We start from the raw sequence: 23,905 nt of genomic DNA on the forward strand, positions 1-23,905 counted from the left end.
TAGCCAATTTAAAACGCAGCTTAGGCTGCGTTTTTTATAACTCAATGCAATAGGCGAACTAACACACCTTGCCTTCATAGCGAATAGAGCGAGCAATTTGTTGTTGGTCTAGCTCAAAAATGATATGACATTTTAAATTGAGATCATAATTACTATCTGTATTGCCAGCACTTTGAATTGGTATATTTTGAGCACCAAGTCCAGCCGATTGAGCGGTTGGAGTAGGAATACGAATTCGGCGAATGACAGTGTAAATTAGCTGACTGCTTTGTTTGATTGGCTGGGCGATAGTCTGAAAACCTAGAGGTTTTAAATCGAACTGCTGTTGGATTATGATTGCAGATTGCCCAATAAAAAGTTGTAAATAATTAGGTAGGCTGGTTCGATTTTGGTATGCAGTGGTACATGCTTGTAAAGATAATATGATTAGAAATTATAAATACTTAATTTTTCCATTTTGATCTATTTTTATTCAATTCTTAAATTATGTTGGTGGCAAGTTCATTTGTATGAACTGACAAAAATATACAAACTAGTCTATTTTAGGCAATATTCAATTGAGTTCAAATGTGCTTAGATAGATCGCAAATAAGCGATTGAGAAAACTTGATGCACAAATTTATATTTGGGCTGATGTGTGGCGCTTTAGCAACATTCAGTCATGCAGATAATTGTGATAAGGCACGCAATACGTATGATGATATTTACTGTACCAATAAAATTTATGCGAGTGCCGATGCTGACTTAAACAAGAATTATCAGCAGTTACGCCAGCAGCTCAATGAGACACAACAAAAGATTCTAAAAAAGGCACAGCTCGTATGGATACGTCATCGCGACGCAAGCTGTACAGATTCACAGCAGAACAGTGTTGATGTGCAATGCCGCCTTGACCACAACACAGGAACGCAATCACTGGTTGCTGGAACGTCTACGTGAGTGCCAAACCGTAGGATGTAAAACCACACGTTTAAGTGAATAAACCCTTGTTTATGCACCTAAAAAAAGCCACATATTGATGTGGCTTTTTTGCATTCACTAATTCTTAGCGTGCACGATAAGTGATACGACCCTTGGTTAAGTCATAAGGTGTCATTTCAACTTTTACGCTGTCGCCTGTCAAAATACGGATATAGTGTTTACGCATTTTACCAGAAATGTGAGCAATAACTTCGTGACCGTTTTCTAGACGTACACGGAACATCGTATTAGGAAGCGTTTCGGTGACAACGCCTTCGAACTCAATGAGTTCCTCTTTATTGGCCATGGCCTACCTGATGATCAAATTGGAAAGGGGCAAATTATAGTCAATTTATTTGAATTTTACAAGGTGAAGTTGCAGCAAAGCTTTGAGTAATCATTTGGAAAAAACTGTCAGACAATCGACGAATTTTTTTAACAAAAGAAGCAGAATAGTGTTGTCAGTTTGGTCAATCAACGTTAATCTAAATTTAGTGTTATTGTCATAATAAAGTATCTACAGGGAAGGGCACTGCGTGGGTCAGTTAACAGATGCATCAGTTGTATTACGCTTTGGTTATCAGGCAATTCGTAAAGCAGGATTGCCAACTGAAGAGATTCTGACAAAAGCAGGAGTAGCGCTAAATCAAATTGATACCAATGCCAGAACGCCATTAAGTGCGCAAAATGCATTCTGGATTGCGGCACAGGAAGTCAGCAATGATCCTGATATTGGATTGCATTTAGGTGAGCATTTACCGCTCTATCGTGGTCAGGTGATTGAGCATCTATTTATCAGTAGTGAAACCTTTGGGGAGGGCCTGAAACGTGCTCTGGCCTATCAGCGCTTGATCAGTGATGCCTTTGATGCCAAACTGGTGATTCAGGATGGACGCTGTTATTTAAGCAATGGCGAACAGTACTGGTCTGACAATCTGGTCAATCGCCATTTTTCTGAATGTGCGATGTCAGGTATTCTTCGTTTCTTTAAATTCATTACCGAAGGGCAGTTTCAGCCAATCTACATTGACTTCAACTTCAATGAAGGTGCGGATGATGATGAATATTTTCGGGTGTATGGTTGCCCTGTCAGTCTGGGTCAAAAAGAAACCCGCCTTTATTTTGATGATGCCGTGCTTGATTATCCATTATGGCAAGCTGAACCTGAATTACTGCAGCTGCATGAACAGCTTGCGATTGAGAAGTTGCAAGAACTGGCTCGATACGATTTAGTGGGTGAGGTACGCCGTGCTATTGGTTCGACACTGGAAAGTGGTGAAACCACACTGGAAACTGTTGCGGCACAACTGAATATTACCCCACGCCGTTTGCGTACCCAGTTGAGTGAAGCCAATACCAGCTTTCAGCAGATTCTTTCTGACTATCGCTGTCGTTTGGCGAAGAGGCTGCTGGCGAGCACCAATGAAAGTGTGGAGCGAATCGTTTATTTAACAGGGTTCTCCGAGCCAAGTACGTTCTACCGTGCCTTTAAGCGCTGGACCAATGAAACGCCAGTGGAATACCGTAAACGCAAACAACGCTAGATTTTTTAAAATGGCCAGGTCTTATCTTTTATTGATAGGGCTTTTTATTCAGGCAGGTTTAACCACTGTGGACCTAATGGTGGCTGTGGCAAGTCAAATTCTTCAGGGTAATAGGCCTGAATAAAGTAAAGTCCGTCAGGCGGTGCAGTAATACCAGCAGCTTTACGGTCCTGTGCAGCGAACATGGTGTCAATATGCTCAATCTCATATAGGCCCTGTCCAATCTCCAGTAAACAACCCATGATATTTCGTACCATATGGTGTAGGAAACCGTCTGCCTGAATATCAAGAACTAAATAACGACCATGTTTAAATAGACGACAATGCTTTACATGGCGTACAGGCTGGTTTGACTGGCAGGCCGCTGCACGGAATGACTCAAAATTATGAGTGCCCTCAAACTTGGCCGCTGCCGCAATCATTTTCTCTGCATTTAACGCATAATAGATATGCGTAACCTGTTTATTTAGTAATGCTGGGCGGTGAGGGGCGTTATACACGACATAGCGATAACGACGCGCAACAGCCTTGAAACGGGCATGAAAATTTTCATCCATGCACTTGATCCACTGAATTGAAATATCCTTTGGAAGCTGGCTGTTCGCGCCCATCAGCCAACCGCGTTCAGGGCGGACTGCCTCAGTGTCAAAATGGGCAACCATATTGGTGGCATGCACGCCTGCATCGGTACGTCCAGCACCATGTAGTAGGACAGGTGCATTGGCAATTTTGCTGAGAACTTTCTCAATGGTTTCCTGAACACTTGCAACGCCTGCCTGTTGGGTTTGCCAGCCACGGTATTGAGTACCACAAAATTCAATACCAATTGCATAACGTTGCATATTTAAACCTCAGTGCTAATGATGATGCCAATGTTCAAAGCGTTGATCATGGGTCGGGTATTTTAAATACATTTGCAATGTTTTTGCATATAAATCGGCATGACTGTGACAATCATTGATTAAAACCCTGGCAGATTGCATCCATGAGCTGACCGCATAACGCTGGTCAAGTTGGCCAAAAGTAACCTGACTGCTGACAATGATCAGGCACTTTTGATGATATAGATCTTCAAACAAGGCCAAAATCTCATCATTGACAGCGATATTGCCTGTTCCAAAACCTTGCAGCACCAAAAACTGTGGAGGTGCAGCCAGAACGTTTTTGAGTTGTAAGATTAGTTGCTGTTGCGGTATTGGCTGTAGCATGAGGTTAAGCACACACAGTTGTGCAGCCTGTGTAATGTGATCATCTTTTACAATAAACTGATTGGTAGATGTCAGGCATTCTTTGGTAGCAGGGATTCCTGTAAAAGCATCCAGTTCGGTTGTGTGTACTTTCAATGTGGTTTGAGCATGAAAAACCTGTTGGTGGAAAGCAAGATATACACCCTCAGGGAGCTTTAGTACCTGTTCCAGTGCCAAATACAGATTTCCAAGCGCATCGGTAAATTCCCGTGTGTCATTTCCGTCAACATTCAGTAGCGGATACTGGCTTCCTGTAATGATTGCATGGCATGAATCTCCCAGAAAACGGGCAAGTGTTGCCGCAGCATAACTTAGTGTGTCTGTACCATGAATAATCACGAAATATTGGTAATTGTTGTGCTGTAATTGCTGAATCTGTTGTATCAGTTGCAGCCAGTCCACTGCTGTGCATGCACTGCTGTCCTTAATGCTAGGAGCTGCGAAACATTCAACCTGTAAATGGGGGGGGATAACCTTTTCCAGCAAAGGTAAAAAGGCTTGTTCGGGCATTGGCATAAGTGGTTCGCCAATACAGCCAAATGTACCACCCATATAAATCAAAGCGATTTTTTGCATAATCAGAATTTTTGGTATAAAAAAAGCAGTCTATAAGACTGCTTATATTAGACGGATCAAATTCAGGAAGCTATTTTATTGAGTAACTTTTCTGAACGTTGTTGTTGCTCCGCATTTAGAAGCGCTTGGCTGTTCTTTAACAGTTCCCGTGCTGACTCATAGACACCGAGCTCAATATATTGTTCAGCCAGTTCAAGGTTAAGCTGTGCTTCATCAAGCTGTTGCAGATCAGGGAATGATTGGGCCAAAGGATCATTGCCTGTTGCGGGGGCTTGCGGTGCTGGTTCAATAAATGCTGTTTTAGGTTCAGTCTGGGTAACTGTCTCTGTAACGTCAAAGGTGAACTCGATTTTTTCAGCCGCAGGTGGCGTCTCTAGTTTATTCTCAGATGGCTCAAAATTAAAATCCAGGCTTGGGGCTGGAATATCCTCTGACTTGGTTTCAGTCTGGTTTGAACCGACTTCCAGAATGGATAGATCGAAGTTTAATTCTGGCTTGCTCTCTATAGTTTTTGTTTCTTCAACTGCTGGAGAGGTGGTGCTTGGTTCTAAATTGAATGAGAATTCAAGTGGTTGCTGTTGTTGTTTTGTCTCAACGGGTTCAGCTACAGGACTAGGCTCAGCACTTTCTTTCTGTTCAAAAGAAAAGTTGAAATCCAGAGGTTGAACTTCAGGAACTTGTTCAGCAGCTTTCTCCTGTTCAGCAGGTGTGCTGTATTCAGACTGTAAATCATCAAAAGACTGTGTTGCTGGGGTTTGAACCAGTGCATCAAAATCAGCGGTATGGTTCTGAACAGGCGGTGCAGCAGGTGTATGCGGTTGTTGAAAATTGCTTGGGCTAAACTCGATTGTATCAAAGGATTGATCATCAACTACATGATGTTCTTTCTTTTTAGTTTCCGCAGCTTGAACTATATCAAAGAGTTTTAATGATTTAATTTGATTTAGCAATTGATTGTATGCAAAATCATCTTTTTGTGCCAAATGGATATCAAGCAGGAACAGATACAGCTCATGCTGGGTATTATCCTGTTTTAAGGCCTGATTGATCTGTGCCTCAGCAGTCTGGTAGTTGCCACTTTGAATCTGCTGTTCAAGTTTCTGGCGCAGACGGTCTGGAATCGGGTTCGTGGATTGTGGGGCGGCTTTCTGCTCTTCACGTGCCAGTGTTGTACGTGAAACTTTTTTTGTAGCTGCTGTTTTAGCTGTCTTGCTAGCACCTTTTTTGGATGCTGTATTGCCTTGATTGTCACCCCGTTTTTTTAAAACGACTGCAACAACCAGTACGACGACTAGCAGTACAATTATTATAGTTGACATGATCCATACCCCTTGAAGATAGAGCCGCTTTTGTGCAAATTTATGAGAATCTTCCCGTAACCTAGCGTGTTGGCTTTTTAGTTTCCTGTTGCGCTTTCAACTGTTCCTGTAGCTCTGCAAGCCGAGCGTTCAGTAACTGAATTCGTTGTTCCTTACCACGTAATGCCAATTCTAACTGTGTTACGTTTCTTTGTAATGTAACGGTTTTTTCGCGTGCTGTCATAACTTTTAATGATAAATCTGCACTGGTTTTTTGTTGTTGTGTGTCTTTTTTCGCACTTCCAGTACTGGAATCTTGATTACTTTCAGCAATCAGGGTCATTTCCGCCTGTTGTAGGCGATATTTTGCTTTTCCTGCTGGCACACCATGCGCTGTTTGGGCTGCCATTTGATTTGTACTTGGGTTTTTGTGGCTTGGGACAGTGCCCAAATTGAAATTTAAATGAGCACCCTGTCTTAACCGATTGGCATTACCCCCAACAAAAGCATGTTCATTCTGCGCCTTGATCTGGTTCATGACTTTGTACACAGGTTGCTGGGTTTGTCCTGCAATTCTCTGTGCAATGCTCCATAGTGACTCATTACGTCTAACCAGATGTTGCTGTTGACTATTTTCACCTGATGCTGCGGATGGGGTGCTTTGGGGCGGTGGCTGTTTAATTGGCTGCTCTTTATTTTTTGCCTGATACTCAGCCATGGTATCCTGCTTTTTTTCCACAAGTTTATTTTCAGTATTTTGGATTGGTTTCTCAGCAGGAATATTTTCATTGGCTGGCTGGGCATTTGTCGCCTGAACAACCGCAGCCTGCTGAACTTCCTGCTTGATTGTTGGTGCAGGCGTTACTGGTTTTTGCTCGGCCACTGCTGTATTGGAAATAGGAGGCGGTGTTGGATTGTTTGCTGCCTGAATGGTGGTCGTCTGTTCTGCTTTAGCTGGAGGTGCAACCGAGATAGCTGTGACGACAGGCGCTTTGCTCTCTGGAATATTTAATGCAGGAGGAAGAGCAAAGGGTGCGTTTAGGAGTTTCTCCTGCTTTAGGTTTGTTTCTTTTGAATTTGTTGCTGAATTTGCGTTGTAACGTGTGCTTTCTGGCAAGTTCAGTGCTATATCTTTTTCACTGACAATGTATTTAGGCGCCAGCGTTTTTTCATTGCTGCTTTTGGCTGCTGCAATCTGGGTTTTTTGGCGTATTGGCTGTCTGATGTGTTTTAGGTGTGCTGCGCCATTTTCCTGAATTTTAATAATAATGTTCAGCTCGGCGTCGGTCATGGGTCTTGAAGAGGTAATGACAATCACCCCTTCACCCTTGTTGTTACGACGTGTAAAAAAATTAAGGGCGGCGGGTGGTTGGTGTATTGCACCGAGCATCATCAGGTCTTCTGGCGTTGCAAGGCTAACATCCAGTTTTGAATTGGCATCTGCCTGATGAAAGCTCATTTCGGCATAAAGCAACTCGCCTGGTGCGGACTGGATTTGCAATGGATCAAGTGTGATTGCATAAAGATGTTGCGAGGATAATATGGTTAAAATGGCAATTTTTAATTTGTTATAAATAGTCATCTTGATCCATGAAACAGTGATGTTTTAGTCAATTCAAAAGTATACATTACCGTGATGTAAATGAATTGTAAAATCTTCATCGGCAATCACAAGAAAAAAAGCCGATCAACTGTGATCGGCTTTTGATTTTCATCTATTTTTTGCTTAGGCGTTCTTGTATTCCACTAAGATGCGCAGCATGCGGCGTAACGGTTCTGCCGCACCCCACAGCAGTTGGTCACCCACTGTAAATGCGCCTAGGTATTCTTTACCCATATTCAGCTTGCGCAGACGGCCCACTGGAACAGTTAAAGTACCTGTAACCGCCACAGGAGTCAGGTCAGTCATGGAGGCTTCGCGGGTATTTGGAACCACTTTTGCCCACTGGCTTGAATTGCGGATCATGTCCTCAATCTCGTCAAGTGGCACATCTTTTTTCAACTTCAAAGTAATGGCTTGAGAGTGACAACGCATTGCACCAATACGAACACAGTGGCCATCAATAGGAACGATTTGCTGGTTACCCAGGATCTTGTTAGTTTCGACCTGACCTTTCCATTCCTCTTTTGACTGGCCGCTTTCCAGTTGCTTGTCGATATAAGGAATTAGGGAACCTGCCAACGGCACGCCAAAGTTGGCTTTAGGGAAACCCTCACCACGTTGTAAATCAGCAATTTGACGGTCAATGTCAAGGATGGCAGATTTTGGATCGTCTAGTAACGCTTTGGTGTTGTTATACAAATAACCCATGCCGGTTATGAGTTCACGCATGTTTTGCGCGCCCGCACCAGAAGCGGCCTGATAAGTCATTGAGGTTGCCCATTCCACCAAATTGTTCTGGAACAGTGAACCCAGGCCCATCAGCATTAGGGAAACGGTACAGTTGCCGCCAACGAATGTTTTAGTGCCATTCACCAAACCATCCTTGATCACGTTCAGGTTGACTGGATCAAGCACAATGATGGCATCATCCGCCATACGCAGGGTGGATGCGGCATCAATCCAGTAACCATCCCAGCCCTCAGCCTTAAGCTTTGGGAAAACTTCAGAGGTATAGTCACCGCCCTGGCAGGTTAAAATGACATCCATTTGCTTCAGGCTGTTAATGTCTGATGCATCCATAAGTGCTGGGGCAGTCTTACCACCAAATGCAGGTGCTTCACCACCTGCATTACTGGTAGAAAAATAGAATGGCTCAATGTGAGCAAAATCATTCTCTTCAACCATACGTTGCATCAGGACAGAACCAACCATCCCACGCCAACCGACCAGACCTACTTTCATGTCATTGTGCCTCGGTATGTAAAAAACTTTATAAGGGGTTTGAGTGTATCAAAAGTGCCTGCAACTGCAAGCTTTACCTAAATAAAACCATAATTTTCTTGAGTGGAATAACTTGTTTGTATTAGATAGAAAATTGATAAGACCATAATATGATTAAGAAATCCATAATATCAGCAATGAAGTGTAATAAGAGTAGGGCAAAATGATAGCAATTGAGGTTTGTGCGGTGCTGGCGATCTGGTTGAGTGGATGGTCATTGATTCGACGGGATGAGTGGTGGTTTCGGGGGGCTGATTTTCCAAGATTACAGATTCTGTTCGTGGGGTTGGTTGCGCTTGCTGGCCTGCTTTTTATTAATGCAGAGTGGACATCCGTTAGGGAATTGCTGCTTTTGGGTGTGATTGCGGCGGTTGCCTACCAACTTAAGATGGTGCTGCCTTATACACCTGTCTGGAAAAAGCAGGTTTTGCATGTGCGTCAGGATCAACTGAATGTTGAGCAGCAAATCTCATTGCTGGTCGCCAATGTGCTGACCCCGAACCATAAATATCACCTGTTGCTGGAACAGATTAATCGTTTGCAGCCTGATGTGGTGCTGACACTGGAAACTGACCAGGTTTGGCAGGAAGCATTAAAACCGATTGAAGCGGATTATCCTTACCGCGTTGCAGTGCCTCAGGATAATTTGTATGGAATGCATCTATATAGCCGCTTGCCGTTAGCGGACACCGAAGTGAAATTCATCCTGAGTGATGAAACTCCATCCATCCATGCAACAATACGCCTGCGTTCGGGGCTAAGTGTGCAGTTGTACTGTCTGCATCCAAAGCCGCCAAGTCCCACAGAGGCAAAGGATTCCACCTTAAGGGATGCTGAACTCCTGATTGTGGGCGACCAGATCAAGGATATTGATGAGAGCTGTATTGTGATGGGTGACCTGAATGATGTGGCATGGTCAAGAACCACCCGCCTGTTCCAGCGGATCAGTGGTCTGCTTGACCCGCGTGTGGGGCGTTATTTTATGAATACCTTTCATGCGGATTATCCACTATTACGTTGGTCGCTGGACCATATTTTCCACAGTACAGACTTTGGTCTGGTTGAAATGAAGCGTTTGCCCCATATTGGTTCAGACCATTTTCCAATCTATGTGGTGCTGCAAACGGGACGGATATTTGAACAAAAGCAGCAAGAGCTGGAGCAGACAGAAAGTGATGAGGATGAGGCACAGCAGGCGATTCAGGAGGGTATAGCGAAAGCGGAGCAGGAGGGGAAAGTGGTGGTGGATGAACTTGCCCAGACTCATAAAAGTGTAATCATTAAGAATAAGCACTAAACGCTCATGTAAGCATTATCGTACAGTGATTTCAGTCCACAGCGAATAGTCATGGTCGCTTAAAAGATTTATTCTAAATACATCAGCACAGGGATGCAGGAAAGGATTTTCGATTAAGGATAGCAACGCTGAGATGGAAAAAGCATTATGGATATGATGCATGCTATGGAAGCAAGATAATAAAAATATTGTGAAAGCACAACCTCATTTGCCCGAGCTTTGCAGGATGCGAAACTCGGGTTTTAATTTTTTCAAATTATTAATAAATTTTCTCGTAACCCTCAGCTCTAGTTTTAAAACGGCGGTGGAACCACATCCATTGTGTTGGTGCAATACGAAGCTGGGCTTCAATAATCTTATTCACGCGAACAGCATCAGCCACCTCATCTCCACTTGGCATATTTTCAACAACAGGTTCAAGTACAACTTTATATTGCGGATTCCGAATATCGCCATAACGATAAAAATACAGCGGAATAGCAACACATTTCGACATTTTGATGAGTCGACGATACGCTGTAACGGTAGCGGCAGGCACGCCAAAGAATGGTGCCATGACCCCTTGTTTTAAGCCAAAATCCTGATCGGGACTATACCAAACGGTAGCACCCGCTTTTAAGTGGCGAATTAAACCCCGCATATCATCATGATCAATTTGATGTTGATAAATCGTGGCACGGCAGCGATAAATCAACATATCTAACATTGGATTATTTTGAGGGCGATATACCACTTCAATAGGTAGATATTGCGCACACAAATAACCGCCTGCATCGAGTAAGGTACTGTGTGTCCCCAAACACAAGACACCTTTGCCAGTTGCTTTGACTTGAGTGAGATGTTCCAAACCTTCGATGCTATGTCGATCTTGAAACCATTTTGGGCAATACCATGCATTCAGCGTTTCAAATACGCCGAGCATCATATCCACAAAAACTTGTTTGGCTTGTTGTTCAACTTCGGCGGACGACCATTCAGGAAAACAAACCTCTAAATTCCTAAGTGTGGTGTTACGCCGAGATTTCAGTAATTTCCAAGATATCGTTGCTAAACCATGTGCCAGTCGCCATTGAATGGCCCAGGGCAAAATTGCCAAGAGCATAAGGAAGATGATGGCAACCCAGATTTTCCAATATTTAGGCAGTAAGAATTCCCATTGAAATTCTCCTGCGGTGTATTGTTTTCGCCCCATGTTTAGTTGCCCTTTGACAGGTTTTCTAACTCATCCCAACGTTCCAGTTTTTCCAGCAATAATTCCTCAATTTCTGCTAAACGTTGACTCGCTAAAGTTGCAGCATTAGCGTCAGAGACAAACCAAGAACCATCTGCAAGTTTTGCTGAAAGTTCGGCTTGTTCTTTTTCTAGCTTTTCCATCTCAGCAGGGAGTTGTTCTAACTCACGCTGATCTTTATAACTCAGCTTGACCTTTTTCGGTGCCGATGCTGCGGCAGCCGCTGCTTCGGCTTTGGCTTGTGCTTTTTTCACATCACTTTTCTGATCAACCACTTTCTGGTCAGGACGTTGTTCTAAGTAATCTTGATAGCCACCAATGTATTCATCAATATTACCTTTACCGTCAAACACCCACGTTGAAGTGACAACGTTATCCATAAAGGCACGGTCATGCGAAATCAGTAACAATGTGCCTTTATACTCAGACAGCATTTCTTCCAGCAGTTCAAGTGTCACCATATCCAGGTCGTTGGTCGGCTCATCCATCACAATCAGGTTTGAGGGTTTGAGCAATAGTTTTGCCAGTAAGATGCGATTTCTCTCACCACCAGACAGTGCCTTTACTGGGGTACGGGCACGTTCTGGTGAGAATAAAAAATCTTGTAAATAGCTATAGATATGGCGGCGGTTACCATTCACATCCACAAAATCAGAACCTTCAGACACGTTGGCCATCACCGTTTTTTCAAGGTCTAGCGCATTGCGTAACTGGTCAAAATAGGCGATTTCGAGCTGTGTACCTGTCTTGACTGAACCACCATGTTCGATTTCCCCTAAAATGGCCTTGATCAAGGTGGTTTTACCCACGCCATTGTCACCAACGAGACCAATACGGTCTCCACGCAACACGATTGCGGAGAAGTCCTTAATCAAAGGTTGTTCATTATAGCTGACGCGTAGATGTTCAATTTCAAACACCAGCTTGCCTGAGCGATTGGCTTCCTGAGTTGCCATGCTGACTTTGCCCTGTTGGGAACGACGTGCTTTTGATTCTTCACGTAAGGTTTTTAGGGCGCGGACACGTCCCTCGTTACGGGTACGGCGTGCCTTGATGCCTTGACGAATCCAGGCTTCTTCCTCAGCAAGCTTTTTGTCAAATAAAGCATTTTGTTTTTCTTCTGCTTCCATTTGCTGAGCTTTGAGGTCGAGGTAACGTGAATAATTGCCCTCATAACCACGCAAAACACCACGATCAAGTTCAACAATACGTGTTGCAATGCTGTCAACAAAGGAACGGTCATGTGAAATAAATAAAAGAGTTAGATTATTCTGGTCGAGCAGGAACTTTTCTAACCATTCAATACTTTCTACATCTAAATGGTTGGTTGGTTCGTCCAGTAATAACACATCAGGCTGGGTTAATAGGGCACGGGCAAGCAAGACACGACGCTTACGCCCACCAGACAAGTCAGCCAGATCGGCATTTGGGTCTAGCCCCATTTTGCCCAAAATGGTATTGACCTTGTTTTCCAGTGCCCAGCCATCCAGTTGGTCGAGTTTGTGCTGGAGCATGCCCATACGGTCACAGGCTTCCATATCGCCTAATACACAGGCATCACTTGCTTCATGGTAGTCTTTGAGTACGGTTGCAGCTTCGCCTGCGCCATCAGCAACAATATCGGCCACTTTGCCTGAATCCATCGGCACGTCCTGGGCTAACATTGAAACAGTTAAACCATTTTGAATCGAAACTTCACCTGTATCAGGTAATAAGCTTCCCTCAATCAGTTTTAATAAAGTAGACTTACCCTCGCCATTACGACCGATTAAACAGACTCGTTCGCCACGCTCCAGATTAAAGTTCGCGCCGTCGAGTAGGGCAGGTCCGCCAAATGCGAGATGGACATCCCTTAAAGTAATATAGGCCATAATGTTTCCTAAAAGCTCAGATGAGGTCTGAAATGACTAAACCAAAAAATTTTGATGATCACGCGTCATTTTCCGCACCCATTGAAGATTTGCAAGTGCGAATTGCATTTTTGGATGATTTAGTTGAGCAATTGAATCAACAGCTCGCCATTCAGACGCGTGAAATTGCTGATTTAAAAAAACAGATGCAGTTGTTGTACCAGCGTGTTGAGGCATCTGACTTGTCTGAGGGAATAGCCGCTTTTGATCCCATGAGTAATAAACCACCACATTATTAAAATATGATAGGTCATATGCAGAACATATTATTATTGGATATCGAAAACCAACCCAAAAAAGTTCGTGAATTAAACTTTCTATTAAAACAATACAGTCAAGTGATTTTGGTTTATGCAAATTCACATTTAAATATTGCACTAGATGATTTAATGGAACTCAGTCTTGCCATACAAGATAAACGCTTGCTCATCATTAAAATGCCTAAAACAGGTGCAAATTCTGCTGACTTTGGTTTGACATTCATAGCTGGGCGTTTGTCTGCTCAGTTAGATAAAGGAAGCTCAATTGATGTCATGTCAAATGATGCAGCGATGTCTTATGCAGTTGAGTTACTTGAACAAGTGGGAATTCAATCGGCACAACTCAAACAGCAATTAACTGAACCTAAGAAAATGGTTGAGGTAGCTGTCACAACGATTGAAACTAAAATCAACCCATTACAAGTGACTTTTGTAGATGATGCTATACATAAGGCTGTGCAACTTTTACTTAAAAATCAGCCCAAAAAGAGCAAATCGTTGCTGAAATCATTAATGTCCTGGTGTAGTTTAAATCAACAACAAGCTGAAGATATGTTACTTGATTTACAAAAATTACAGATGGTTTCAATCAAGCAGAATAAACTTGAATATCATCAAAAACAAATGAAAAAGTTTCTACAAGTCAATGGAACAAAAGCAGTAAGTGATGATGATAAAATGACAATGGCATATATTAAAGAACGTCCACATTTGATGCATATCAAGCAATACTGTGACTATTTATCCAAAGTCAACAATAACAAACCCTCAAAGTTAGAAACCTTATCTAATTCAATCAAGGCAGCATTGAAGTTTGAAAACCAAGCGCAAATTACACATATGCTAAATTTGCTGAAAAAGTATCAAATCGTTCAAATTCAGGAAAATAAACCTGTTTATTTACAAAATAATATCGACCTTTGGGCAATGCTAAAATAAATATAATGTGATCAACTTGCCTTTTAACTTAAACTTATGTAACGCTAATAAAAGGAAGTTTTAGGCGGCTTTATGAGTAATATTGGAATTTGGATCACGGTTGCGATTGTACTGTTTGTACTTGGCTCTATTTTTGGCTTACGTGTCAGTCCACGGGAAAAGGCGCTTGGCATGATGCGTGAGCAGGCGCGTAAAATGGGGCTGCATCCACGTTTGATTGTGGCACCTGAATGGACAAAGATTCCAATGGCATCCGAAAAACGTGCCAGCATGGTGGCTTATTATAGTGTACTGATTCCAGATGCACGTTTGGCACTCATGCGCGCGCGCGTGGTGGATGGAAAACTTCAGGTGGTGCAGGGTGATCAGAAATTTAATGATTTACCCATTGCATTAAAAGGAGTTTATGCTATTGATATGCAAGCAAACTGTGTCGGGCTATATTGGGATGAAGAAACTGATTTAAGAGCCACTCAGCTTGAAGCAATGAAAGCATATTTACATGAATTAGCTCAGCGCTAATTATTTGATTAATTATAGGAAAAACGATTTATTATGGCGAATACTCCACGCTCTGCTTCCAAAAGCACAGCAGCTTCTAACTCTGCTGCAACTAAACGTGCCTTAGTGATTGTGGAGTCGCCTGCAAAAGCGAAAACCATTAATAAATATTTGGGTTCACAATTTATTGTCAGGTCATCGGTCGGTCATGTGCGTGACCTACCTACAGGTGGCGGTGCAAAATCGACTGAAAAGAAGCCTGCCACCCGTACCAAACTGACCGAAGCGGAAAAAGAACAAAAAGCACAATCTGCCCTGATCAACCGTATGGGTGTCGATCCAGAACATGACTGGATTGCCCATTATGAAGTACTGCCTGGCAAGGAACATGTGGTTGCCGAACTAAAAAAACTCGCTAAAGATGCGGATGCCATCTATCTCGCAACGGACTTGGATAGGGAAGGAGAGGCAATTGCATGGCATCTACGGGAAGTGATCGGTGGTGATGATAGCCGTTACCATCGTGTGGTCTTTAACGAAATTACCAAGAATGCCATTCAGGAAGCATTTAAACAGCCAACACGTCTAGATTTAAACCGTGTCAACGCGCAACAGGCACGCCGTTTCCTTGACCGTGTGGTGGGCTTTATGGTGTCGCCATTGCTGTGGGAGAAAATTGCCCGTGGTTTATCGGCAGGCCGTGTTCAATCGGTTGCGGTAAAACTGGTGGTAGAACGTGAACGTGAAATCCGTGCCTTTATCCCAGAAGAATATTGGCAGGTTTTTGCAGACACGCTATCAAAGAAAGAAGAAATTCGCTTAGAGGCGGTTAAGCAGGCAGGTAAAACGCTTAAACTCAAGAATAAAGCAGAAACGGATGCGTTGTTAAACGTATTAAAAGATGCCGAATATAAGGTGGCACTGCGTGAGGATAAACCGACCAAGGTCAATCCAAGTGCGCCATATATCACCTCGACCCTGCAACAGGCAGCCAGCACACGTTTAGGTTTTTCAGTGAAGAAAACCATGATGCTGGCGCAGCGTTTGTATGAGGGTGGTTTTATTACCTATATGCGTACTGACTCAACCTTTTTGAGTGATGATGCGGTGAATATGGTGCGTAACTATATCCAGCAAAATTTTGGTGAAAAATATGTCCCAGCCAAACCAAACCGTTATGGTAACAAGGCGGGTGCGCAAGAGGCGCATGAAGCAATCCGTCCATCGGATGTAGGATTGACAGGCGATAAACTGGCGGGCGTAGAGCGTGATGCACAGCGTCTGTATGACTTGATCTGGCGACAATTTGTTGCCTGTCAGATGACCCCCGCAGAATACCTATCTTCAACCTTAACGGTTGAAGCGGCGAATGTTGAGTTAAAGGCAAAAGGCCGTACTTTGGTATTTGATGGTTTTACTCGTGTTCGTGGTGCCAATAAATCTGATGATGATATTTTATTACCTGCGGTAAAAGTGGGCGAAGTGCTTAAGTTGGAAAAACTTGACCCAAGCCAGCATTTTACCAAACCACCTGCACGTTTTACCGAAGCATCTTTGGTTAAGGAACTGGAAAAACGCAGTATTGGTCGTCCATCAACCTACGCTGCGATTATTTCAACTATTCAAGAACGTGGTTATGTAAAACTGGAAAATCGCCGTCTTTTTGCAGAAAAGATGGGTGAGATCGTGACTGACCGTTTGGATGAAAGTTTTAACAACCTGATGAATTATGCGTTTACCGCAGATTTGGAGGGGCAACTGGACCGTGTGGCGACAGGTGAGCGTAACTGGAAAGAATTACTGGATACATTCTATGGCGACTTTAAAAAGCGTTTGACTAATGCACAAGGTGAGAACGGTATGCGCCGTAATCAACCTATCGAAGTTGCAGATGTGGCTTGTCCTGAATGTTCTCGCCCAATGCAGATTCGTACAGGCACAACAGGTGTATTCCTAGGATGTTCTGGCTATAACCTGCCACCAAAAGAACGTTGTAAAGGTACATTGAACTTAACGCCTGTCGAGTCTTTGGCTGCATTGTCTGATGATGATGGTGCTGAAACAGCAGACTTGATGTCAAAACATCGCTGTCCTAAATGCGGTACAGCGATGGACAGCTATGTGGTGGATGGTGGCCGTAAACTGCATGTCTGTGGTAATAATCCAGACTGTGATGGCTACGAAGTTGAAGAAGGTGAATTTAAGATAAAGGGTTATGATGGCCCAACCATTCCATGCGATAAATGTGATGGCGAAATGCAGCTTAAAACAGGTCGCTTTGGTCCATATTTTGCCTGCTCAAGCTGTGATAATACCCGTAAAGTGTTGAAGAATGGTCAGCCTGCACCACCGCGTGTTGACCCAATCAAAATGGAACACCTACGCTCAACCAAACACGATGATTATTTTGTATTGCGTGATGGTGCGGCAGGTCTGTTCTTAGCAGCCAGCAAATTTCCGAAAATTCGTGAGACCCGTGCACCAAAAGTGGCTGAATTACGCAGTGTGGCTGAGCAGCTTGATCCGAAGTATCAGTTCTTGTTAGAAGCACCAGATGTTGATCCAGAAGGTAATCCAACGGTCGTGAAATTCAGCCGTAAGAATCAAGCACAATATGTAGGTTCTGAAACCGCTGAAGGCAAGCAAACCAAGTGGAGTCTGGTGTTCCAAGATGGGAAATGGGTAGAAGCTTAAACATTAAAGTTTAAAAAATGCTGGCGATTGCTGGCATTTTTTATTGAACAAATAAAAAGAAAAATTAATTTTGATTGGGGTGAAATGCATGTGGAAAAATATTCGAGTCGCTTGCTTACTACTGGTGTTATTGATTGTTGCAGTCAATGCTTATCGTGATCAAAATCAGGATTGGAATCAGCCGATAAATATTCTTTTGCATCCGATCAACGCTGATGGTTTACCCTCTACCCAAAAATATATCCAGCAATTGCAGTTGGATGATTTCTATGAAGTCAAACATTATCTGGAAAAAAATAGCCAGCAATATCGAGGGCAAAGCAGTTACTTTATGATCGAGATTGGGCGGGAACTACAGCAAGCACCGCCGAAGATGTCTGAGCAGCCAAGTATTCTGAATAATATTCTATGGAGTCTAAAGTTTAGATTTTATGGATGGAGGCAGCATCAATCGATTGATGGTTCACCGAGTTTAACTTTATATCTGAATTTCTATGATCCGAAGCAAAATCGGGAACTCAAGCATTCAACTGCGCTGGAACGTGGACGCATTGGTTCAGTCAATCTGTTTGCCTCAGCTAAACAGACACAGCAAAACAATGTGGTATTGGTACATGAGTTATTGCATGGTTTTGGCGCTACCGATAAATATAACTTAGCCAATGGTGAACCTATTTTCCCGATTGGCTATGCACAGGCAGATAAACAGCCGCTCTATCCACAAACCGAAGCTGAAATTATGGGCGGACGGATTCCATTGTCCGAACATAAAAGTAAAATGCCGAATGATTTGGAACAAACCGTGATCAGTGTACTGACTGCTCAGGAAATTGGCTGGATCAAGTAAATTGTGGATAAGTTTTGACTTATCCATATCTTGCAAAACAACAAGCTCAATAAAAAATTATGGAATAAAACACAGGTTTTTCAACATTTTGTTATGAATTCTCAACATGACTTATACAGAATTAGGTCTACAACACGCTCAATATATACATAGCACATTGATGATAAAAGAGTAAATCATGATGAAAACGGTGGGTAACGATCTGATTCGCAATCAGCTACACGCTGATCGTAAATGGTATCTGTTATTGGGTGTCTTGTTGGTTGTTTTCGGTTTGATTCTTTTAGCTGCTTTGCCATTCGCAACATTGTCTGCCGTACTGCTGTTCGGTGTATTGATGATGCTGGGTGGTATCCTGCATTTTGTTGCGGCATTTACGGTGTTTAAGGGCGGTACACGCTGGTTGTGGGCGTTGTTTGGTGTGTTGTATTTGGTGGCAGGTTACTTTGCCTTTACCACACCTGTGATAACCGCTGTTGTGTTGACCAGCTTTTTGGCAGTTGCCTTAATTATTGCGGGGATTATCCGTAGCGTAAACGCATTTATCCTGAGGCCGATTTCAGGCTGGGGATGGGTGTTGTTTTCAGGTGTATTAACACTTTTAACAGGTATCCTGATTTTATCATCACCTGATTCACCGTTCTGGGTATTGGGAATGTTCCTTGCAATTGATATTTTATTTCAGGGAATCAACTATCTGAGTTTTGCAGGAGCGATTAAGCAGTTACCCCATAGTTCAACCACAGTTTAATTCATGATTCATTTGACAAGTGAGAGCATGTGTCACACATGCTCTTTTTGTTTTGTAGCAGAAAATATCTCTCGTACTTTTAGTCTGTTAAAATAGCACTTCGCTTTTAATTGATTGCTTTTATGACGCTTGCCAAGCTAATTGATGAACTGAATCCACAACAAAAACGGGCTGCCACCGCAACAGCACAAAACTGTCTGGTGCTGGCAGGGGCAGGTTGTGGCAAGACCAAAACCATTGTGGCAAGGGCAGCGTATTTAATTGATCAAGGTTTGCCAGCGCAACAGGTCCAGATTCTGACCTTTACCCGTCGTGCAGCCAGTGAAATCGTGACCCGCGTTGAACAGCATATGGGCGCACAAGCCAAAGGGCTACGAGCTTCGACCTTTCATACCTTTTGTATGTATTTATTGCGCCGCAATCCTAAAGCCTTTGGTCTCACACAGTTTAGTATTATTGATCGGGATGATCAGTTGCTGATGTTTCGCCTGTTGCGCGGTAAGGATAAGGGCAATGTCTTACCCAAAGCGGCTGAACTCTGCGATCTATATTCCTATGCACGTAATACACAAACCAAGCTGTCGGATGCTTTAGTTGAGCAGTTGCCTCAAGCCATCGAATATAAAACACAAATTGCTGAATTGATGAAAGCCTACGAACAGCGTAAGCAGGAACGTAATTTCTTGGATTATGACGATATTCTGGCGATTGTTGCGGTGCATTTGCAAAGTTCACCTGAGTTGGTGAATTGGGTCACAGGCTTTTGTTCGGCACTATTAGTCGATGAAATGCAGGACACCAACCCCCTGCAATGGGACTTACTACAACCTTTGATTGGCAAGGTTAAGCTATTTTGTGTTGGGGATGATGCACAATCCATTTATGGTTTCCGTGGCGCTGACTTTGAAAATATTCATCACTTTAAAGAGCGTGTACCTGATGCTGAAGTGCTGACGCTGGAAATGAATTATCGTTCCACACAAGGCATTCTGGATCTATCCAACTGGTTGCTGGGACAAAGTCCGATTGAGTATGGCAAACATTTACAGGCCTATCGTGGTCAAGGTTTAAAACCACAACTGCATATCTTGAGTAATGAGTTTGAAGAAGCCAACTGGATTGTTCAGGATTTAAATCAGCGACATCTGCAAGGTGCTGCTTGGGCTGAACACATGGTTCTGTTGCGTTCAGGATTTAGCGGTCGTTATCTTGAGGGAGCGTTAATTGCGGCAAATATTCCATATCGTTTTATTGGTGGAGTGAAGCTGCTTGAATCAGCGCATGTCAAAGACGTGTTGAGCTTGCTTCGCGTTAGTGTCAATCCACAGGATGATCTGGCCTGGATGCGTTTCCTGACGCTCTGGGATGGGGTGGGTGATGTCGGTGCCAGCAAATTGGCGCAGGAATTGATTCAATTACCTGATATTGAGGCACGCTGCCAGCGTTTGGAACGACATGGCAAAGTACCACAACAAGCGATTTTAATCTTGATGCAACTGGATGTATTGCAACAGCATGTCGAAGCCTGCATTGGACTGGCACTGGATGCCTTGAATGAACAGCTGGAAAATAATTATAAAGCTAAAGACTGGACACGCCGTGTCAAAGACTTTGACCTAGTCAAACAACTGGCACGCAAGCACAGTTCGCTTGGAGAATTCCTTGAGGAATATGTACTTGATCCGATTTCAGTTTCAGAAATTGATAAAACTCCAGATCAGGACTTGGTGACATTGATTACCATCCATTCAGCTAAGGGTGCTGAACAAAAAGTCTGTTATGTTCCACATGTATCTCCCAATCAATATCCACATGCACGGGCGCAGGGTGATTTTAACGATGTCGAAGAGGAGAGACGTGTTTTGTATGTCGCATTGACGCGTGCAGAAAATGAGTTGATTTTAACCAAACAAAACTTAAATTTATGGTCACAAGATCAATATGATGAGTTAGGAAGAAAAATAGAAAGTTACTTCCTCAATGATTTACCTCAACATTTAGTCGATGTTCAGATTCATCGGCAAATTCCGCAAAGTTTTGGACAATCACAGACTCGATATCGTGTTGCAAACAATTTAGGTTTTGGCATTGATTTCGATTAAACTACCCAGATTGATTTTTTGATTCGCCTATTTAAGCGTGAATCATCTTTTAGGTTTTAGCATGAAAATTTTAGTTCGTAATTTAGACCGTAATGTGACTGATGCGGAAATTCTCGACTTATTTAAAGCATATGGAAAAGTTGAGTCTTGTGTCGTGGTCAAAGACGAAGCAACGGGTAAATCGAAAGGTTTCGGTTTTGTTGAAATGCCAAATCCACGTGAGGCGGTTAAGGCTGTTAAAGGCCTAAATACCTTGAAAGTGAAAGGCGCTGGTATCCGTGTGAAAATAGCGGAAGACAAAGCCTAAATCCAGATATTAAAGCAATATACCACGTTATCTATTGTCACACCGAATGTTGGGCGGATTGCACAAGGGCTAAAGACCCTGGAGGTTCGCTCATGGCAACTTGAAAAGCTTTTCATTAAAAAACCTGGTCATTGTTGAGAATCAAAACTTCCTTTTGAATGATGGTGATGAGGAAGCGGGATTGGCAGTGGTGCTGATTGACATTCAATCAGCGCATCCGTGGCAGCCAGACGAAATGAATGCTGCATGTGCATCTTATTGGGCAGATGGATATTATGCCTGGGCGATCAATAATGTTCGTCCATTATTACAGCCACTTGAAGTAAGGGCTAAAATAAAGCTTTATCCATTGGAGCGTAAAACCTCGGGGTTTAGCCCGAGGATATAAGCGACTGGCGTAAGCCATACGACATGAAATGTCGTTTTAAATACTTTTGCTATAATCACTATTAAGAAAAATACGGTTAAAATAATTGTATGAAGACACTCAAATTACGAATAAAAGACAAACATTGCAAGATGCTAGACCAACTAGCGTTGGAGGTAAACTTTGTTTGGAATTATGTCAATGATTTGTGTTTCAAGCATCTACAACGCAAACAACAATTCTTTTCAGCATACGACATTGCCAAATACACAAAAGGCACATCGAAAGAATGTAATTTGCATAGCCAAACGATTCAGGCGGTCACAGAAGAATTAGTGACAAGACGCAAGCAATTCAAAAAAGCAAAACTGAAATGGCGAGTCAGCAATAAAAAATCAGCTAGGCGTTCATTGGGCTGGATACCGTTCAAGAAAGTAGCAATCAAATATGCTGATGGCTATGTTCAATACGGCAAGCACCAATTCAAACTATGGGACAGCTACGGACTAAGCAAATACAATGTTAAAACAGGCTCGTTTGTAGAGGATAGTCGTGGGCGTTGGTATGTCTGTTTAGTTGTAGAAGCACCAAAGATAGAGAAAACAACATCAAGCACAGCCATTGGCATTGATCTAGGGCTAAAAGACCTTGCAACATGCTCAGATGGTGTGAAACTCAAAGCCCCTAAAATCTATCGCCAATATGAACAAAAACTTGGCATAGCCCAACGAGCTAGAAATAAAAAGCGCGTCAAAGCAATCCACGCCAAGATTAAAAATATACGTCAAAACATGCTGCATCAATTCAGCCATAAACTGGTGAATGAACATGCAGCAATCTTCGTTGGCAATGTGAATGCCAAAGCACTCGCACAAACTAAATTAGCTAAATCAGTGCTAGATGCAAGTTGGACAACACTAAGAACCATGCTTAAGTATAAATGCGAGAACGCAGGGGCATGGTATGAAGAAGTCAATGAGGCCTATACCACCCAAACGTGTTCGTGCTGTGGCTCACGCTGTAGTAGTCCGAAAGGTAGGACAGGTCTTGGAATAAGAGAATGGCAGTGCATGGAGTGCGGTACGCTCCATAATCGAGATATAAACTCAGCACTGAATATTCTTGCGCTCGGACATGAGCGTCTAGCAGTAGGAATCCCCGTCCTTTAGGTCGGGGAGGATGTCAAACTCTTGAATTGCATGAATGATCTGAAAGATCGCTTTTGTTTTTGAGATAATTCATTTTACAATCTGATTCACTCCTACCTGATTTATAGGTTATCGTTATGTCCCGTGTTGCCCGTTACCATGCTGATCGCACCAATCAAAAACTGTATTTTGCCCGACTCGCATGTCAACAAGCTGAGCAAACTGAACATATCCAACAGGCACAGGCCTATCGTGAAGCTGCGGTTTTCCATTTGCACGGGGCGATTCTAGCTTTTTTGCAGGAACTGGTGCGCTACTACCGCTTAAATGATTTACAGCCGACCTTTAAATCCATTGAGGAACACATGGCGGACAAGGGGCAGGTGTCGCCAGAAGTGCTTGTGTTGCAGCAACTGGCGAAAGATGGCTTTATTGCCGAATTAAAACGTGCTTACCGCATGTGTCAATACGCACCTGAGCCAACAGCACCAGAACCTGAAAATGAGACTTCATCGAATTTGATTATTAAAGTGACTCAAAGTCCTCAAGCATGGTTACCCGATGCGAAAATATTACGAGAATGGCATCGTGAGTTAAGCCATTTAATTGATGGTTTTCGTAACGAGATGGTTGAGTTCTAGCCTGAATTGATCTTAGACTTGAAATCTGCGCAAACAGGACTCATATAGATAAGACGTGAGAGCGCAAAGTGCAAGGGTACTTTGCCACCATGTTGAAGCATGGAGAAAATATATGTCAATGCAACAGTTAAAAGAGTTATTCGGTAATCAGGAAGCGATACTGGAATTGGTTCAACTTGAAGGTGGCGAACTTGCTTTGCGTAATGCGGGTTCTGAACAGGAACCTTTGGTGAAGATACAGTTTAGTGATGAAGTTAAGGCAATTTTAGGTGAACAGACACCAATGGTTGCACAGCATATGATTCAGGCAGCCCTGTTTGGTTTGCTGGAAAAGCAGATGAATGAGTTGCAGGCCGAGATTGTGGATGAACAACCTACCCATTTCAGCTAATGCTGAATGT

Annotated in this window: 22 protein-coding genes and 2 pseudogenes; 15 read left to right on the top strand and 9 right to left on the bottom strand. The window is 43.0% G+C overall.

The window, feature by feature from the left end; all coding sequences use genetic code 11:
• Positions 1 to 58: 58 nt before the first annotated feature.
• Positions 59 to 427 (bottom strand): hypothetical protein, encoded by a 369-nt coding sequence (locus tag F972_RS16525; RefSeq protein WP_081399026.1) that lies wholly within the window; start codon positions 425 to 427, stop codon positions 59 to 61.
• 182 nt (positions 428 to 609) lie between these two features.
• Between F972_RS16525 and F972_RS02035 the strand changes: the two are divergent.
• Positions 610 to 982: pseudogene (locus F972_RS02035) on the top strand (lysozyme inhibitor LprI family protein).
• A 63-nt stretch (positions 983 to 1,045) separates the two neighbouring features.
• Here F972_RS02035 and infA read toward each other — a convergent pair.
• Positions 1,046 to 1,267, bottom strand: coding sequence for a translation initiation factor IF-1 (infA, locus tag F972_RS02040; protein ID WP_001284370.1), 222 nt, complete (start codon positions 1,265 to 1,267; stop codon positions 1,046 to 1,048).
• A gap of 229 nt (positions 1,268 to 1,496) precedes the next feature.
• Here infA and F972_RS02045 point away from each other — a divergent pair, with 229 nt between their 5' ends.
• Positions 1,497 to 2,504, top strand: coding sequence for an AraC family transcriptional regulator (locus F972_RS02045; protein ID WP_004756189.1), 1,008 nt, complete (start codon positions 1,497 to 1,499; stop codon positions 2,502 to 2,504).
• Positions 2,505 to 2,548: 44 nt separating this feature from the next.
• On the opposite strand, the gene truA is transcribed toward F972_RS02045, so the two are convergent.
• From truA to asd, 5 genes are all read right to left on the bottom strand, one after another.
• A complete protein-coding gene (gene truA / locus F972_RS02050; protein ID WP_004756186.1) occupies positions 2,549 to 3,346 on the bottom strand; it encodes a tRNA pseudouridine(38-40) synthase TruA in 798 nt (265 codons plus the stop codon).
• Between the two features lie 15 nt (positions 3,347 to 3,361).
• Positions 3,362 to 4,327 carry an asparaginase domain-containing protein gene (locus tag F972_RS02055; protein WP_004756185.1) on the bottom strand — a complete coding sequence of 322 codons (966 nt, stop codon included), beginning with the start codon at positions 4,325 to 4,327 and terminating at the stop codon, positions 3,362 to 3,364.
• A 62-nt stretch (positions 4,328 to 4,389) separates the two neighbouring features.
• Positions 4,390 to 5,646: a hypothetical protein gene (locus F972_RS02060; protein ID WP_004756184.1), complete on the bottom strand. Its 1,257-nt coding sequence runs from the start codon at positions 5,644 to 5,646 to the stop codon at positions 4,390 to 4,392.
• 61 nt (positions 5,647 to 5,707) lie between these two features.
• Positions 5,708 to 7,207 (bottom strand): FimV/HubP-related protein, encoded by a 1,500-nt coding sequence (locus tag F972_RS02065; RefSeq protein WP_004680564.1) that lies wholly within the window; start codon positions 7,205 to 7,207, stop codon positions 5,708 to 5,710.
• Between the two features lie 144 nt (positions 7,208 to 7,351).
• Entirely contained in the window at positions 7,352 to 8,470 is a 1,119-nt protein-coding gene (gene asd, locus F972_RS02070; protein WP_004674561.1) for an aspartate-semialdehyde dehydrogenase, read from the bottom strand.
• Between the two features lie 202 nt (positions 8,471 to 8,672).
• Between asd and F972_RS02075 the strand changes: the two genes are divergently transcribed.
• Positions 8,673 to 9,806, top strand: a complete 1,134-nt coding sequence (locus F972_RS02075) for an endonuclease/exonuclease/phosphatase family protein (protein WP_004674563.1) — start codon at positions 8,673 to 8,675, stop codon at positions 9,804 to 9,806.
• A gap of 259 nt (positions 9,807 to 10,065) precedes the next feature.
• On the opposite strand, the gene F972_RS02080 is transcribed toward F972_RS02075, so the two are convergent.
• Positions 10,066 to 10,998, bottom strand: coding sequence for an LpxL/LpxP family acyltransferase (locus F972_RS02080; protein WP_004762173.1), 933 nt, complete (start codon positions 10,996 to 10,998; stop codon positions 10,066 to 10,068).
• A gap of 2 nt (positions 10,999 to 11,000) precedes the next feature.
• On the bottom strand, positions 11,001 to 12,908 hold the full coding sequence (locus F972_RS02085) for an ATP-binding cassette domain-containing protein (RefSeq protein WP_004756180.1): 1,908 nt from the start codon (positions 12,906 to 12,908) through the stop codon (positions 11,001 to 11,003).
• 32 nt (positions 12,909 to 12,940) lie between these two features.
• Between F972_RS02085 and F972_RS02090 the strand changes: the two genes are divergently transcribed.
• The 12 genes and pseudogenes from F972_RS02090 (at position 12,941) to F972_RS02145 (ending at position 23,895) form a co-directional block, all read left to right on the top strand.
• A complete protein-coding gene (locus tag F972_RS02090) occupies positions 12,941 to 13,186 on the top strand; it encodes a SlyX family protein (RefSeq protein ID WP_004674576.1) in 246 nt (81 codons plus the stop codon).
• Between the two features lie 15 nt (positions 13,187 to 13,201).
• Positions 13,202 to 14,146, top strand: coding sequence for a PIN domain-containing protein (locus F972_RS02095; protein WP_004680561.1), 945 nt, complete (start codon positions 13,202 to 13,204; stop codon positions 14,144 to 14,146).
• 72 nt (positions 14,147 to 14,218) lie between these two features.
• Positions 14,219 to 14,668: a hypothetical protein gene (locus F972_RS02100; protein WP_004680560.1), complete on the top strand. Its 450-nt coding sequence runs from the start codon at positions 14,219 to 14,221 to the stop codon at positions 14,666 to 14,668.
• Between the two features lie 33 nt (positions 14,669 to 14,701).
• A complete protein-coding gene (gene topA / locus F972_RS02105; RefSeq protein ID WP_004763747.1) occupies positions 14,702 to 17,341 on the top strand; it encodes a type I DNA topoisomerase in 2,640 nt (879 codons plus the stop codon).
• Between the two features lie 88 nt (positions 17,342 to 17,429).
• Positions 17,430 to 18,188 carry a hypothetical protein gene (locus F972_RS02110; RefSeq protein WP_004680557.1) on the top strand — a complete coding sequence of 253 codons (759 nt, stop codon included), beginning with the start codon at positions 17,430 to 17,432 and terminating at the stop codon, positions 18,186 to 18,188.
• Positions 18,189 to 18,366: 178 nt separating this feature from the next.
• The gene (locus F972_RS02115) at positions 18,367 to 18,939 is read left to right on the top strand and encodes an HdeD family acid-resistance protein (protein WP_004674586.1); all 573 of its coding nucleotides are present in this window, start codon (positions 18,367 to 18,369) and stop codon (positions 18,937 to 18,939) included.
• 122 nt (positions 18,940 to 19,061) lie between these two features.
• Positions 19,062 to 21,041, top strand: coding sequence for an ATP-dependent helicase (locus tag F972_RS02120; RefSeq protein ID WP_004680555.1), 1,980 nt, complete (start codon positions 19,062 to 19,064; stop codon positions 21,039 to 21,041).
• Positions 21,042 to 21,102: 61 nt separating this feature from the next.
• Positions 21,103 to 21,348: an RNA recognition motif domain-containing protein gene (locus F972_RS02125; RefSeq protein ID WP_004680554.1), complete on the top strand. Its 246-nt coding sequence runs from the start codon at positions 21,103 to 21,105 to the stop codon at positions 21,346 to 21,348.
• Between the two features lie 6 nt (positions 21,349 to 21,354).
• Positions 21,355 to 21,736, top strand: a pseudogene (locus F972_RS02130) (ASCH domain-containing protein).
• Between the two features lie 89 nt (positions 21,737 to 21,825).
• Positions 21,826 to 22,884 (top strand): RNA-guided endonuclease InsQ/TnpB family protein, encoded by a 1,059-nt coding sequence (locus tag F972_RS02135; RefSeq protein ID WP_034426780.1) that lies wholly within the window; start codon positions 21,826 to 21,828, stop codon positions 22,882 to 22,884.
• A 116-nt stretch (positions 22,885 to 23,000) separates the two neighbouring features.
• Positions 23,001 to 23,504 carry a DUF6586 family protein gene (locus F972_RS02140; protein WP_004674592.1) on the top strand — a complete coding sequence of 168 codons (504 nt, stop codon included), beginning with the start codon at positions 23,001 to 23,003 and terminating at the stop codon, positions 23,502 to 23,504.
• 112 nt (positions 23,505 to 23,616) lie between these two features.
• Positions 23,617 to 23,895, top strand: a complete 279-nt coding sequence (locus F972_RS02145; protein WP_004674593.1) for a hypothetical protein — start codon at positions 23,617 to 23,619, stop codon at positions 23,893 to 23,895.
• Positions 23,896 to 23,905: the final 10 nt, after the last annotated feature.

The sequence above is a fragment of the Acinetobacter sp. CIP 102529 genome (assembly GCF_000368325.1).
GTDB lineage: Bacteria > Pseudomonadota > Gammaproteobacteria > Pseudomonadales > Moraxellaceae > Acinetobacter > Acinetobacter parvus.